A 14,185-nucleotide genomic window follows, 5' to 3' on the forward strand; every position below is an offset into this window, starting at 1 on the left:
GGAACTTCCGCAGCACACCTTCCCACGTCCCGAACAACCCTCAGGAGAGCCCGGATTCCATGGCAGTGCGCCCGATCCGTACCATCGGCGACCCGGTCCTACGTTCCGTGGCGGACCCCGTCCGCCACTTCGACACCCCCGAACGCCCAGAGCTCCGCAAACTGGTCGACGACATGTTCGAGACCATGCATGACGTCGAAGGCGTTGGGCTGGCGGCGCCGCAGATCGGCGTCGGTCTGCGGATCTTCGTGTACGACGTCGAGGGCTGTTCCGGGCACGTGATCAACCCGGAGATCAACGTCGGTACGCAGCCTCAGGACGGATCCGAGGGGTGCCTGTCGGTGCCCGGCATGGGCCACCCCACGCCGCGGGCCGAGCACGCGACCGTGCACGGGTACGACGTCGACGGCGCCCCCGTGACCGTCGAAGGGCACGGCCTGTTGGCACGGTGCCTGCAGCACGAAACCGACCACTTGAACGGCATGCTGTACGTCGACCGGTTGCGGGGCGAGGCCAAGAAGGAAGCCATGCGGACCATCCGCAATCGTGAGTACTCCGCCGTCGTCTCGGACGTCCACGGCAAGAGGTCCTCGACGATCGTGTCGGGACGTGGATCGAGCTTCGGCGCAACGGTCACCGGCCCGCAGAGCCCCGCCGGGGGAGTCCGATGAAGATCCTCTACGCCGGTACCCCGGACGTTGCCGTGCCACCGCTGCGCCACCTGACCGAGCAGCCGGATTTGGACGTCGTCGCGGTCCTGACCCGTACCGACGCCCCCAAGGGCCGGAAGAAGACCCTGACCCCGTCGCCGGTCGCCGACGCCGCGACTGAACTCGGTATCCCCGTGATCAAGGCCAACCGAGTGGACGACACCATCACGGAGCAGATCCGTGCAACCGGTGCCGAGGCGGCGGCCGTGGTGGCCTACGGCGCACTGCTGCGGCGGGCAGCTCTTGACGCCGTACCCCTGGGGTGGGTCAATCTCCACTTCTCGTTGCTGCCGGCCTGGCGCGGGGCGGCCCCCGTGCAACGCGCCCTCATGGCGGGGGAGATGACCGCGGGCGCCACCACCTTCGTGCTGGACGAGGGCATGGACACCGGGCCCGTCCTGCGCACACTGACCGACCCTGTCCGTGACGACGACGTGGCCGGCACGGTCCTGACCCGGCTCGCCCACCTGGGGGCACCGGTCCTGGCCGATTCCCTGCGCGACCTCTCCGCGGGCGTGCAAACAGCCCCCCAGACGGGCGAATCGTCTCTTGCCCCGAAGCTGACCGGGGCGGACGGACGCATCGACTGGCAGGCCCCCGCCGATCGGATTTCCGCTCTGGTGCGGGCGGTGACCCCGGAACCCGGGGCCTGGACCGAGCTGGAGGGGCAGCGGTTCAAGATCACGGGACGTGTCGTCGAACGCGCGGACCAGCCTGGCTGGAGTTCCGGCCAGGTCCGGTTGCACGACCGGGCAGTCCTGGTGGGAACGGGAACACACCCCGTGGAACTCACCGAGGTCCAGCCCTCGGGGAAGAAGAGCATGCAGGCCGGCGACTGGGGCCGAGGACACCTGGCCCAGCACGGCGTCGGAGAAGTGAGGTTCACGTGAGTCAGGAACGACGCAACCCGGGCCGGACGGGCGGCAACCGAGGCTCCGACGGGCGACGGGGCGGGGACCGCGACCGCCGCGACGAGCGCGGTCGCCAACGCAACCGCCGGTCTGTGGGCCAACGGAAGTTCTCCGCCTCGGCCCCCTCACAACGCACCCGCGCCACGGACCCGGCACGCCTGGCGGCTTTCCGAACCCTGCGCGCAGTGACCTCCGACGACGCCTACGGCAACCTGGTTCTGCCCGAACAGATCCGACGCCTGGGCCTGAACAAGCGCGACGCCGCCCTGGCCACCGAGCTCGCCTACGGGGCACTGCGGCAGCAGGGCACCTGGGACGCCGTCCTGGCACGGTGCGTCGACCGTCCGCTGGCCAAGATCGACCCGCCGGTCCTGGACGCCCTGCGCCTGGGCACGCACCAGCTGCTGGCCATGCGGATCCCCGACCACGCCGCCATCGACCAGACCGTCGGACTGACCCGGGCCGAAATCGGAGCCGGGCCGTCGGGCCTGGTGAACGCCGTGCTGCGCAAGGTCATGGCGAAGGACCTGGAGTCCTGGCTCACGGAACTGACCCAGGGGCAGGGGGAGATCGATCGGCTCTCCGTCGAGACCTCGCACCCCGCGTGGATCGTCCGGGCGCTCAAGCAGGCGCTCGCGATTCACGGTCGCCCCGCCAGCGAGCTGCCAGAGCTGCTGCGCGCGGACAACGAGGCTCCGAAGGTCCACCTGGTCGCTCTCCCCGGGCTGGCGGATCTCTCGGGTGCTCTCGAGCAAGGTGCCATCCCCAGTCCGCTGGTCCCGGGAGCCGCCGTCAGTGGCGGCGGCGACCTCCACCGCCTGGCCGACGTCCAGGACGGGACCGTCAGGGTTCAGGACTCCGGCTCCCAGCTCGTGGCCCGGTCCATGGTCGCGGCGGAACCTGTGCAATCCGGTGAACGGTGGCTCGACCTGTGCGCCGGACCCGGCGGCAAAGCTGCACTGCTGGCAGCGGAGGCGGCCCGTCACGGCGCCCATCTGCTCGCGAATGAAGTCGCGGAACACCGGGCGGGCCTGGTTCGGCAGGCGCTCGAGACCGTCCCCGAGCAGGCGTGGAGCATCCGCGTCGGTGACGGTCGGGAGATCACGGCCGAGGACGCACAGAACTCGACCGGCCAGACCGGATTCGACCGCATCCTGGTGGATGCCCCGTGCACAGGGCTCGGTGCGCTGCGCCGTCGTCCGGAGTCCAGGTGGCGGCGCACGCCCCAGGACCTTGCCGAGCTCACGGTCCTCCAGACCCAGCTGCTCGCCACCGCGGCGGACGCCCTCAAACCGGGTGGTTTGCTCGTCTACGCGACCTGTTCGCCGCACGCCGCCGAAACCGCCGTCGCCGTCGACGACCTGTTGCGCACCCGGACTGACCTCACGCTGGTCGATGCAGGACCTGCCGCACGCGCGGCAGCCCTGCCCGGCGCCCTGGACGGTGAAGCTGATCCGACCAAGGCCTACGCGGGGCCCAACTCCGGACGTGCCGATGCCGGGGCGACGACCCTCCAACTGTGGCCGCACGTTCACGGCACGGATGCCATGTTCGTGGCCCACTTCCGCAAGCGCCCCGTAGCCAAGACTGACCAGGCCTGAGTCACCCGACCCGACCCATCTGACCGCGAGCCCGCCCGGGTTCACGGAACACGAACTGAGGAGGCACCGTGTCCCGCTGCTGCATCAACCCCTCCATCCTGTCGGCCGACTTCGCCAACCTGCAGACGGAACTGGCCAAGATCGCCACGGCGGACGCCGCCCACGTGGACGTGATGGACAACCACTTCGTCCCCAACCTGACCTTGGGCCTACCGGTGGTCGAACGGTTGCAGCAGATCTCACCCGTGCCCCTGGACGTGCATCTCATGATCCAGGATCCGGACCGGTGGGCTCCCGGATTTGCCGAGGCAGGCTGCGACTCCGTGACCTTCCACGCAGAAGCTGCGACGGCCCCGGTTCGTCTGGCCCGGGAGCTGCGTGCCAGGAACGCCAAGGCCGGCCTGGCGGTACGGCCCGCCACGCCGATCGAGCCGTACCTGGATCTGCTTCCCGAGATCGACATGCTGCTGGTGATGACCGTCGAACCCGGGTTCGGTGGACAGAAGTTTCTCGACGTGACCCTGCCCAAGATCCGGCGGGCTGCCGAAGCGATCCGAGCAGGTGGGGGCCAGGTGGCCCTGCAGGTTGACGGTGGGATCACCGAGGAAACCATTGTCCGCGCGGCGGAAGCCGGTGCGGACGTCTTCGTGGTCGGCTCCGCGGTGTACGGCAAGGAGGACCCCGCGGCGGCGATCGAGGGACTGCGCGCCGCGGTCGCCCACGTGTCATAATCGGCAGCACGACACGACGTGCTCCGAGATCGGTGAAATTCCGAGCCGGCGGTGACAGCCCGCTAACCGAGCACCAGGTTCGATCAGTTCGCTGACCCGAGCCCACGGTGCTTCGGCCTGACCGGTGAAATTCCGGTGCCGACAGAAAAGTCTGGACGGGAGGAGCACAGGTGGACGCCGGATTCGGCGTGCCACCTCTTTCTCCCATGCCACGAGTCTCTTCGCCGCCGGTCGTCCTGCCGGTGGGCCCACCGGTGACCAGTACCAACGGGTGGCCCCCGCAGACCGGTGAGGAGATCGGACGTGGAGCTCTTGCGATGGCTGTTCGATGCGCAGTTGCACATCGGGGACAGCTTCGTCCTGTGGCGGGAGGTCCTCGGCAACGTCTTCGGGTTGCTCTCCGCCCTGGGCGGTATGCGGCGGAAGCTGTGGGCCTGGCCGGTGGGCATCATCGGCAATCTCCTGTTGCTGACCGTGTTCCTGGGCGTCGTCTTCGGCTCGCCCAACCCCGTGAACCTCCTGGGGCAGGTCGGCCGGCAGGTCATGTTCATCGCCGTCGCCGTGTACGGGTGGCTGCGCTGGCGACAGAGCCGGGGCGATGCCGGTGCTGCCGTCACCCCGCGATGGGCGACCCCCAAGGAACGGATCCTTCTGATCGGACTGCTCGTGCTGGGAACCGCGGCGCTGACCCCCGTCTTCCGGGCGCTTGGATCGTACGAACCCGTGTGGGCGGACGCCTGGATCTTCGTCGGCTCCGTCCTGGCCACCTGGGGCATGGCGCGTGAATGGACCGAGTTCTGGCTGGTGTGGGTGGCCGTGGACATCGTGGGAGTTCCCCTGCTGCTCAGCGCCGGGTACTGGGCCTCGGCAGCCATGTACGTGTTCTACGGGGCGTTCACGCTCACGGGATTCTTCATCTGGTGGCGGGTCCAGCGTGTCGACGGCGCCCGCGCGGCTGCGACTCCGGACGGGGCACCGAGGACCGGGTCGGTGGTGTCGGTCGAAACGGCCTTCCCCGATGTCTCGGTCTCCGTGACGCCCGCCAGGCCCGGGGCCGTGGACCCTGTCGCCGGAACCTCGGACGGGGGAAGGCCATGACCACGGATTCGGACACGATGTTCACCGCGGCGGAGACCGAGGCGATGGACCTTGCCCTGGCCGCGGCACTTCGCGGGCACCGGGGCGCCAACCCCCTGGTGGGGGCGGCAATTCTGGGGGAGGACGGTCGAGTCCTGCACGTCGGTCACCACCGTGGCGCGGGCACCCCGCACGCCGAGGTCGACGCGATCGATCAGGCTCTGGACGCGGGCACGGACCTGACCCGCTGCACCATGGTCGTGACCTTGGAGCCCTGCAATCACACGGGCCGCACCGGGCCGTGCGCGGAAGCCGTCGTCGAGGCCGGAATCCCTCGCCTTGTCCACGCCGTGGCCGATCCCACGGAGAACGCCTCCGGTGGAGCCGCGCGGCTGCATGCTGCCGGGGTCCAGGTGCACAGCGGCCTGCGAGGGGAACGTGCCGAGCAGCTCAATCATCGGTGGGCCCGGGCACAGGGGGAGTCGCGCCCGTACGTGACCGTGAAGACTGCCCAGACCCTGGACGCACGGATTGCCGCCGCGGACGGGACCAGCACCTGGATCACCAACGAGGAATCCCGCGCCCACGCCCACGGCGTCCGCGCCCGGGTGGACGCCATCGTGGTGGGGACGACGACGGTTCTCACCGATGACCCGCGACTCACCGTCAGGACACCGGCCGGCGACCAGGCCCGCGGTGACCAGAACACCAGTTCCCCCCTTCGGGTGGTCATGGGGCACCGTGACGTGCCCACGGCCGCCCGTGTACGCGGCGCGGACGGTCGTTTCCGGCACCTGCGCACGCACGACCCGGCCGTCCTCCTGACGGAGCTGTATGAGGAAGGCGTGCGGCACGTTCTCGTGGAGGGCGGCGCCACCGTCGTCGGGGCCTTCCTGGCAGCCGACCTGGCCGACGAGGTCCTGGTCTACCAAGCCCCGTTGATCCTCGGCGCCGGGCGCCCCTCCTACCCGGACCTCGGCATCCAGACCCTGTCGGAGGCCCTGAAGTTCCTGCCCGACGAATCCGACGGGGGCAGCCTTCGACGTCTCGGCTCGGACGTGCTGTGGCACCTTCAGCCCGTCCCCGAGGCCAGAACACCCATGACGTGATCGCGCTGCCTGGCGTCGACGCGGCACGTCACGTCCAGACCCCATGTCAGTTCACAGAAGAGTTCACAGAAGAGTTCACAGAAGATGCAGGAGACACCATGTTCACGGGAATCGTGGCCGGGACCGGCACCGTCATCGCCGTGCAGCCCAGTGCACACGGAACCACCGAGGGCACCACTCGGATCCGCATTCAGGCGGGAGAGATCGTCCAGGATCTGCCCGTGGGTGGTTCCCTGGCCGTCGACGGCGTGTGTCTGACGGGCGGGACGGACCGGCCTGCGGACGGCGTCTTCGAAGCGGACGTGATGGGGGAGACCTTGGCCCGCACCACTCTGGGGGAGCTCGCGGCCGGCGCGGTTGTGAACCTGGAACGCTGTCTGCCCGCCGACGGTCGGCTGGACGGTCACGTGGTCCAGGGCCACGTCGATGCCACGGGTCAGATCGTGGCGCGCACGAACCACAGCGACTGGGAAGTGGTGCGCATCGGCGTGCCCGCTGATCTGGCGCCGTTGCTCGCGGAAAAGGGGGCAATTGCGGTGGACGGGGTGTCCCTGACCGTGACGGCCGTGAGTGCCCCGGAGGCCACCGAACACTGGTTCGAGATCGGCCTCATCCCCGCCACGCTGGCCACCACGGGGCTGGGGACCAAGACCACCGGCGCACGGGTGAACCTGGAAGCCGATGTCATGGCCAAGTACGCGGCCCGCCTCGCGGCCTTCCAACCGTGGACCGCGCCCCGGAACGGAGAGACCCGATGAACACCTCGGCCGGTTCGCCGACCAACACCGTGAACGACGACGGGACACCCATTGTCCTGGCCAGCATCGAGACCGCCGTGGCGGCGATCGCTGCGGGGGGAGCCGTCGTCGTCGTCGACGACGAGGACCGGGAGAACGAAGGCGACCTGGTCTTCGCCGCCGAATTCGCGACCCCTGAACTCACCGGGTTCACGGTTCGTCACACCTCCGGTGTGCTGTGCGTCCCCATGACCGAAGCGCGGGCAGACGCCCTGGGCTTACCGCCTATGACGGCTGTGAACGAGGACTCCAAGGGGACCGCGTACACCGTGACCTGCGATGCGCGGATTGGCGTCAGCACGGGCATCAGCGCGGCCGACCGCGCACGGACCGCCCGAGTCCTGGCCGCCGCGCAGAGCGGGCCGGAGAGCGTCACCCGACCCGGACACATGCTTCCGCTACGCGCAGTCGACGGCGGCGTCCGGCAACGCCCAGGACACACCGAGGCCGCCGTGGAGCTCTGCGCCCTGGCGGGCCTGCAGAAGGTTGGGGTGATCGCCGAACTCGTCCACGACGACGGTTCCATGATGCGCCTCCCCGCATTGCACAGGTTCGCGAGGGAGCACGGTCTCCCGCTCCTGAGCATCGAGGACCTCGTGGCCTGGGTGGGAGGTCAGGAAAGTGCTCCCCGCGGCGGCAAGGCCCGACCGGTGCTTGCCGTGTCGGAGGACGTGGTGATCCCCATGCCGGAGGGCCGCTTCTTGGTTCGTGGCTGGCAGGTCGAAGACCCGGACGGCACCACCGCGGGAGAGCACCTGAGTCTGACCGCGCTCGACCCGGCAACGGACCTTCCCTTGACGGGCCAGGACGCACCGCTGGTCCGTCTGCATTCGGAGTGCCTCACGGGAGACGTCTTCGGGTCCTACCGCTGTGACTGCGGTGCCCAACTGCACCAGGCACTGAGCAAGCTGGCCCACGAGGGAGGGACGCTCGTCTACGTCCGGCGGCACGAAGGCCGTGGCATCGGCCTGGTCAACAAACTGCGGGCCTACCGCCTCCAGGACGGGGGAGCAGACACCGTGGAAGCCAATGAACTGCTGGGTCTTCCCGCCGATGCCCGGGACTGGGGCGCGGCGGCCACGATTCTGCACGAACTGGGCCTGAACCGCGTGCGGCTGCTGACCAACAACCCCGCCAAGCAGACCGCGTTGACCGACCTGGGCATCGAGGTCACCGCACTTGTTCCCAATGAAGTGCCGGCCCGTGCGGAGAACCACACGTACCTGGTCACCAAACGTGACCGCATGCGCCATCGACTGCTGCACATCGACGACGCAACCCATCCGGTCGTCGCACCCGGCAGTAAAGCACCATCCACCTCGAACCCAACGGAGAGAACCCCATGAGCGGACACGGCGCACCCCAGAGCAAGCTCCAGCAGCTGTCCACGGACGACTTGAGCGTGGCCGTCGTCGCCTCGAGCTGGCACGACGAGATCATGAACGGCCTCCTGGACGGCGCGGCCCGCGCACTGCGTGACGCAAGGATCGACGACGCAGTGACCGTCCGAGTGCCGGGCTCCTTCGAGTTGCCGGTTGCCGCCGCACGGTTGGCGCAGAAGTACGACGCAGTGGTGGCTCTGGGGGTCGTGATTCGAGGCGGAACGCCTCATTTCGACTACGTCTGCCAGGCGGCAACCCTCGGTCTCACGGACGTGGCGACACGCTCCGGGGTCCCCATCGGTTTCGGCGTGCTCACGTGCGACACGGAAGAGCAGGGCATCGACCGTGCCGGACTGCCCGGGTCCAGCGAGGACAAGGGATACGAAGCGACCGCGGCAGCGATCGAAACCGCGCTGACCCTCAAAGCCCTGGGGGCATGATCAGGTCCTGACATGCAAGGGCGGGCCACCGAATGGATCGGTGGCCCGCCCTTGCACGCGTCTCAGAGCTCGTCGTCCTCGGCCTCTGGCTGCCAGCGGTTGAAGTCCAGGGTCAGGTACAGCGCGAGCGCAGGGGAGTTGTCCTCACGGATCCGCAGGCTCACACGGTCATGACCGGAGTCCTTGAGCGCGGCGGCCGACTGCCGCACGAGCCGCTCCGCCAACCCCTTCCGTCGGTGGGCGCTGTGCGTGAACAGCTCGAAGATGTAGGGCGCGTCCGGCAGACCCTCGCCCGCGCGGCGCTGGACGACCAACGACGCCGCCACGATCTCGCCGTTGTCATCCTCGACCACCGGTGAAGCCTCCGGGAGGAACGGGCCGTACTCACCATCGAACAGCCCCTGGACGATGTCCTTGGCCTGGTCCAGGGTGTCCACGCCGCCGCCGTTGGCGCTGTCGAGTCCCACGGCTTCATAAGCCGAGTAGAACAGCTGAGCCAGCGCGTCGCGATCCTCGGGCGAGGCCGGACGGGAAATGTGATCGGCTGTGTCCGCACGCGGGACGACGTCAGCGGTGCGCGCGATCAGGATGATGGTTCCGGTCATGAGAGCCCTCCGTGCGTGGATGTGCGGTGAATCGAGGCGAGCGTCCGATGAGGGCCGCTGGGTGCTGCTTCCTTGTAAGCGTACTCACTGGGTGGTGTGCATCCAGCGCCCGTGGCAGATCGTTTCACGGTCGTTGTGGACCGGCCACGGCCTTCGATCTGCGGGCCACCGGAGGAGGAACGGAAAAGGGCCCCGGCGACAATGTCGTCGCCGGGGCCCTTCACCTCAACGGAAGCGAAACCTCAGTGGCCGCTGCTGGAACTACCAGCCGATTCCAGCTCGTGCACGTCGTGGGCGTGCTCGTGGTGGGCGGCGTCGAGTTCGGCGGGGGTCACGGGTGCCACGCGGTCTTCGAAGAACAGGCGGGAGAGGCGTCCGCGGAGCTTCTCGGATCCGGTGACCTTGCCCTTGGCGTCCTGCTGGGCGGGCAGGACCTGGTTGTCCTCGAAGGCCACCAGCTTGTAGCGGCGGTATTCGTCCAGGGGCTCGTGGACTTCGATGAACTCACCATGGGGCAGCTGCTGGACCCGTCCGGTCTCGCGACCGTGCAGGACGATCTCGCGGTCCTTGCGCTGCAGCGCAAGGCACACGCGGCGGGTGATGATGAACGCGATGATCGGTCCGAAGAAGAACAGGAACCGCAGCAGGTAGATCACATCGTTGACCGCCAGATGGAAGTGCGTGGCGATCAGGTCACCGGTGGCGGCGATCATCAGGACGCCGTAGTAGACCATCGCGGCCACACCCAGACCCGTGCGGGCCGGTGCGTTACGCGGGCGGTCCAGGATGTTGTGGACCCGGTTGTCCTTGGTGACCCACCGCTCGATCCACGGCCAGGTGAACATCCCGATGATGAACACCGTGAGCGCCACGATCGGCAGCAGGATCGCCATGGGCAGCGTCACCAGACCGAAGAGGTCCCACTCCCACGTGAACGGCCAATTGCCCGGCATGATACGCAGGGCACCGTCGGTCCAGAGCATGTACCAGTCGGGCTGGGAGCCTGCCTGGACGGGTGAGGGGTCGTAGGGGCCGTAGTTCCAGATCGCGTTGATCTGCACGGTCGCCGCGATGGCTGCCAGCACGCCGAAGACGATGAAGAAGAAGCCACCGGCCTTGGCCGCGTAGACCGGGCCGACGGGGAAGCCGACCACGTTGTTCTCGGTGCGTCCCGGGCCGGGGAACTGGGTGTGCTTGTGGACCACGACCATGAACAGGTGGACCACGACCAGGGCCAGGATGATCATCGGGACGATGAACACGTGCACGATGTACAGCCGCCCGATGATCCCGTGGCCTGGGAACTCCCCACCGAAGATCAACATGGAGATGTACGCGCCGACCAAGGGCACGGAGCGGGCCAAGCCGTCCACGATGCGTAGGCCGTTGCCGGAGAGGACGTCGTCGGGCAGGGAGTAGCCGGAGAACCCGGCGACCAGGGCCATGACGAACAGCAGGCAGCCCACGACCCAGTTCAACTCGCGCGGGCGGCGGAAGGCACCGGTGAAGAAGATGCGGGCCATGTGGACCATGATCGCCACGGAGAACAGCAGGGCTGCCCAGTGGTGCAGCTGGCGCAGGAACAGGCCACCGCGGATGTCGAAGGAGATGTTCAGCGAGGACGCGTAGGCCGCGGACATCTCAACACCCTGCATGGGCACGTAAGAACCGGTGTACTCGGTGGTGACCATGGTGGGGTCGAACCAGAAGGCCAGGAAGGTCCCGGAGAGCAGCAGGATGATGAAGCAGTAGAGGGCGACTTCACCGAACATGAAGGACCAGTGGTCCGGGAAGATCTTGCGCCCGAACTCCTTGATGATCGGCGACAGACCCACACGGGTGTCCACGAAGTTGGCGATCTTGCCGACGTTCGTGTCCGCCTGGTACTCGGCAGTGTTGCCCTGCGTCGTGGTGGAAGCAGACATCAGTTACCGTTCTCCTCTTCCATCTCGTTGACGGCGATCACGCGCTGCGAGTAGGTCGGGCCGACAGGCTCCGTGAAGTCACTCCGGGCGACCAGGTAGCCCTCGTCGTCGACCTGGATGGGCAGCTGGGGCAATGGGCGGGAGGCGGGTCCGAAGACGACCTCGCACTCGTTGGCCAGGTCGAAGGTCGATTGGTGGCACGGGCACAGGAGGTGGTGGGTGTGCTGCTCGTAAAGTGCAATCGGGCAGCCGACGTGGGTGCAGACCTTCGAGTAGGCGAAGATTCCATCGACGTTCCAGTCCTCGCGTCCCGGAGTCACTGTCACGATGTCCGGGTCCAGACGCATGAGCAGGACCACTGCCTTGGCCTTCTGATCGAGGTAGCCCTCCTCGTGGCCCAGGTCCATGAGGTTCTCCGGGAGCACGTGGAACGTGGAGCCCAGGGTGACGTCCGAAGCCTTGATGGGCGTGCCGGAGGGGTCACGGACAAGGCGAACGCCTTGGTCCCACAAGGTGTGACGCAGCGGGGTCAGGTTCAGCGGCCCCAAGTCTTTGAGCAGGCCGACGAACGGCAGGGGAGCCAGGACGGCCGCACCGATGAGGGTGTTGCGGATCAGCGGACGGCGCTTGATGCCGGACTCGTCCAGGATCGTGCCGACAATCTGTTCCGCCTCGGCGCGCTGGTCCTCGGTCACGACGTCGTGCCGCTCCTCAACCAGCTCGTGGTCCGGCATGAGCGTACGAGCCCAGTGCACGACGCCGACGCCGATGCCGAGCATGCCGAGGGCGATGCCGCCACCGAGCAGGAGGTTCTGCAGGCGCAACGCCGCGGTCGGAGCGCTGTCCGTCACCGAGTAGATGTCACCGTCCACGCGGACACCGAAGTAGCCCACGAAGAAGAGGATCGAGCCGATGATCGAAATGGCGAACAGCAACGCCACCTGGCGCTCGGCTCGCTTGGCCGCGCCGGAGTCGACGTCGGTGGTGCGCGGACGGTGCGGGGGCAGACCCGGGTCCTGGAAAACCGCCTGTTCGTCCGCGCTGCGGTCGAGCAGGTTTCCCTTCTTCCCCTGGGGAAGGCCGTCACGGTGGTCAGCCATGTGGTCCCTCTTCTTCTCTAGTTCGAAATGTGGTGCTTGGTGCCGGGTACCGGCATTACTGCGTGAGTGAGCTGGGCGCCCGGATCAAGCCGACCGAGAGGTGAGCCAGACGGCAAACCCGATGATGATCAGCAACCCGATGGTCCAGATGAACAGGCCTTCCGAAACAGGCCCGAGGGAGCCCAGACCAAAACCACCGGGATCCGTGTTGTTCTCCATGGTCTTCAGGTAGGTGATCACATCCCGCTTCTCGTCGGGAGTGATGTTGGCGTCGTTGAAGACGGGCATGTTCTGCGGGCCCGTCTGCATGGCCTCGTAGATTTGCTTCTCGTCCACGCCCATCAGCGACGGCGCGTACTTGCCGCGGGTCAGGGCGCCACCGGCACCGGCGGCGTTGTGGCACATGGCGCAGTTGGCAAGGAACACCTTGGCGCCGTTGGCGGCGTCGCCCTGGCTGACGTCAAGGCTCTCCTCGTCCGGGACCTCCGGGCCGGCACCCAGGGAAGCGACGTAGGCGGCCAGCTGGCGGGTCTGTTCCTCGTTGAACTGTGCCGGCTTGACCTGTGCCTGGGGGCCCTGCATCTGCATGGGCATACGGCCGGTGCTGACCTGGAAGTCGACCGAGGCCGCGCCAACTCCGACCAGGGACGGGCCCGAGTCGGAGCCTTCGCCGTTCATGCCGTGGCAGGTGGAGCAGTTGGAGATGAACAACTTGCTGCCCTCGTCAACGTCCGACGCGGTGTAGTTTTCAGCGGCCTTGGCCTGGTTGGTGGTCGTGGCGACAGCGTAGAGACCACCGGTCAGGAGGAGGGCACACACGAGCAGTGCCAGCAGAGCCAAAGGGTGGCGTCGCTTCTGTGAGAGAGCCTTCACGTCAGAAGTTCCTTAAAGGTCGGGCGGGGCGGGGCTGTGTGGTGCGGTGGTTATCGCAGGAAGTACACGATGATGAACAGCGCGATCCAGATGACGTCCACGAAGTGCCAGTAGTAGGACACGACGATGGCGGACGTGGCTTCGAAGTGGCCGAAGCGCTTGGCCAGGAAGGCGCGGCCGATGATGATCAGGAACGCGATCAGACCGGCGGTCACGTGGAGGGCGTGGAACCCGGTGGTGATGTAGAACGCCGACCCGTAGGCGTGGGCGGGGATCGTCACACCGTGCGAAATGAGCTCCGCGTACTCGTAGGCCTGCACGGAGACGAAGATCGCGCCCATGAAGAACGTGAGGATGAACCACTCGACCATGCCCCACTTGGCGACCTGCAGCAGTCCGCCGGTGCGGCGCGGCTGCAGCCGTTCGGCGGCGAACACGCCGAACTGGCAGGTCACGGAGGAAAGGACCAGCACCGTGGTGTTGGCCAATGCCATGGGCACGTTCAGTTTGGCGGCTTCTTCGGTCCACAGCTCCGGCTGCGTTGCGCGAAGCGTGAAGTACATGGCGAACAAGCCCGCAAAGAACATGAGCTCCGAGGCCAGCCACACAATGGTCCCCACCGCGGTGAGGTTGGGGCGGTTGATGGCCGGGGCGGGCTGCCGCGCTGCTGGGGCATGGGTTGCTGTCGTCACGAACGACATTATGTCGCCAAACTGTCGCCCGGACCAACCTAGACACCCCGGACGTGCCGTCCAGTTCCACCTGAATCCGACTGCGTTACGGGAAATCACAAGGGATCCGGCCCGAGTCTTTGCTCAGAATCCTCCGGCAACTGAGCGCATCCGAACGGTGAATCCACTCAGAAGTCGCGCTCGGGGCCGGCCCGCGGACAACGATAGAGTGCTCCACGTGACTTCCAACCAC

14 protein-coding genes and 1 riboswitch are annotated in these 14,185 nt (G+C 67.5%); of the genes, 9 read left to right on the plus strand and 5 right to left on the minus strand.

Annotation, left to right across the window (positions count from 1 at the left end; translation table 11 throughout):
• Window positions 1-59 precede the first annotated feature (59 nt).
• The 9 genes from def to ribH all read left to right on the plus strand — a co-directional run bounded on the left by def (window position 60) and on the right by ribH (window position 8,758).
• Entirely contained in the window at window positions 60-671 is a 612-nt protein-coding gene (gene def, locus EDL96_RS04880; RefSeq protein ID WP_123824693.1) for a peptide deformylase, read from the plus strand.
• On the plus strand, window positions 668-1,600 hold the full coding sequence (fmt, locus tag EDL96_RS04885) for a methionyl-tRNA formyltransferase (RefSeq protein ID WP_123824694.1): 933 nt from the start codon (window positions 668-670) through the stop codon (window positions 1,598-1,600). The genes def and fmt overlap by 4 nt, the downstream gene beginning before the upstream one ends.
• A complete protein-coding gene (locus EDL96_RS04890; RefSeq protein WP_123824695.1) occupies window positions 1,597-3,222 on the plus strand; it encodes an RsmB/NOP family class I SAM-dependent RNA methyltransferase in 1,626 nt (541 codons plus the stop codon). Before fmt ends, EDL96_RS04890 begins: the two co-directional genes overlap by 4 nt.
• 68 nt (window positions 3,223-3,290) lie before the next feature.
• Window positions 3,291-3,953: a ribulose-phosphate 3-epimerase gene (rpe, locus tag EDL96_RS04895; protein WP_123824696.1), complete on the plus strand. Its 663-nt coding sequence runs from the start codon at window positions 3,291-3,293 to the stop codon at window positions 3,951-3,953.
• A 15-nt stretch (window positions 3,954-3,968) separates the two neighbouring features.
• Window positions 3,969-4,124: riboswitch (FMN riboswitch) on the plus strand.
• A gap of 132 nt (window positions 4,125-4,256) precedes the next feature.
• On the plus strand, window positions 4,257-5,051 hold the full coding sequence (pnuC, locus tag EDL96_RS04900; protein ID WP_123824697.1) for a nicotinamide riboside transporter PnuC: 795 nt from the start codon (window positions 4,257-4,259) through the stop codon (window positions 5,049-5,051).
• A complete protein-coding gene (gene ribD, locus EDL96_RS04905) occupies window positions 5,048-6,139 on the plus strand; it encodes a bifunctional diaminohydroxyphosphoribosylaminopyrimidine deaminase/5-amino-6-(5-phosphoribosylamino)uracil reductase RibD (RefSeq protein WP_123824698.1) in 1,092 nt (363 codons plus the stop codon). The genes pnuC and ribD overlap by 4 nt, the downstream gene beginning before the upstream one ends.
• A 98-nt stretch (window positions 6,140-6,237) precedes the next feature.
• Window positions 6,238-6,897, plus strand: coding sequence for a riboflavin synthase (locus EDL96_RS04910; RefSeq protein ID WP_123824699.1), 660 nt, complete (start codon window positions 6,238-6,240; stop codon window positions 6,895-6,897).
• Window positions 6,894-8,282 carry a 3,4-dihydroxy-2-butanone-4-phosphate synthase gene (gene ribB / locus EDL96_RS04915; protein ID WP_123824700.1) on the plus strand — a complete coding sequence of 463 codons (1,389 nt, stop codon included), beginning with the start codon at window positions 6,894-6,896 and terminating at the stop codon, window positions 8,280-8,282. Before EDL96_RS04910 ends, ribB begins: the two co-directional genes overlap by 4 nt.
• Window positions 8,279-8,758, plus strand: coding sequence for a 6,7-dimethyl-8-ribityllumazine synthase (ribH, locus tag EDL96_RS04920; protein ID WP_123824701.1), 480 nt, complete (start codon window positions 8,279-8,281; stop codon window positions 8,756-8,758). Before ribB ends, ribH begins: the two co-directional genes overlap by 4 nt.
• A gap of 62 nt (window positions 8,759-8,820) precedes the next feature.
• Here ribH and EDL96_RS04925 read toward each other — a convergent pair whose 3' ends face one another.
• From EDL96_RS04925 to ctaE, 5 genes are all read right to left on the minus strand, one after another.
• Entirely contained in the window at window positions 8,821-9,363 is a 543-nt protein-coding gene (locus tag EDL96_RS04925; protein ID WP_123824702.1) for a GNAT family N-acetyltransferase, read from the minus strand.
• Between the two features lie 242 nt (window positions 9,364-9,605).
• Window positions 9,606-11,288: a cytochrome bc1 complex cytochrome b subunit gene (qcrB, locus tag EDL96_RS04930; protein ID WP_123824703.1), complete on the minus strand. Its 1,683-nt coding sequence runs from the start codon at window positions 11,286-11,288 to the stop codon at window positions 9,606-9,608.
• Window positions 11,288-12,388 (minus strand): cytochrome bc1 complex Rieske iron-sulfur subunit, encoded by a 1,101-nt coding sequence (gene qcrA / locus EDL96_RS04935; protein ID WP_123824704.1) that lies wholly within the window; start codon window positions 12,386-12,388, stop codon window positions 11,288-11,290. The genes qcrB and qcrA overlap by 1 nt, the downstream gene beginning before the upstream one ends.
• Window positions 12,389-12,472: 84 nt before the next feature.
• Window positions 12,473-13,261 carry a cytochrome bc1 complex diheme cytochrome c subunit gene (qcrC, locus tag EDL96_RS04940; RefSeq protein ID WP_123824705.1) on the minus strand — a complete coding sequence of 263 codons (789 nt, stop codon included), beginning with the start codon at window positions 13,259-13,261 and terminating at the stop codon, window positions 12,473-12,475.
• A gap of 50 nt (window positions 13,262-13,311) precedes the next feature.
• Window positions 13,312-13,953, minus strand: a complete 642-nt coding sequence (ctaE, locus tag EDL96_RS04945) for an aa3-type cytochrome oxidase subunit III (RefSeq protein WP_123824706.1) — start codon at window positions 13,951-13,953, stop codon at window positions 13,312-13,314.
• Between the last annotated feature and the right edge of the window lie 232 nt (window positions 13,954-14,185).

The sequence above is a fragment of the Kocuria soli genome, assembly GCF_003797835.1.
Classification (GTDB): domain Bacteria; phylum Actinomycetota; class Actinomycetes; order Actinomycetales; family Micrococcaceae; genus Kocuria; species Kocuria soli.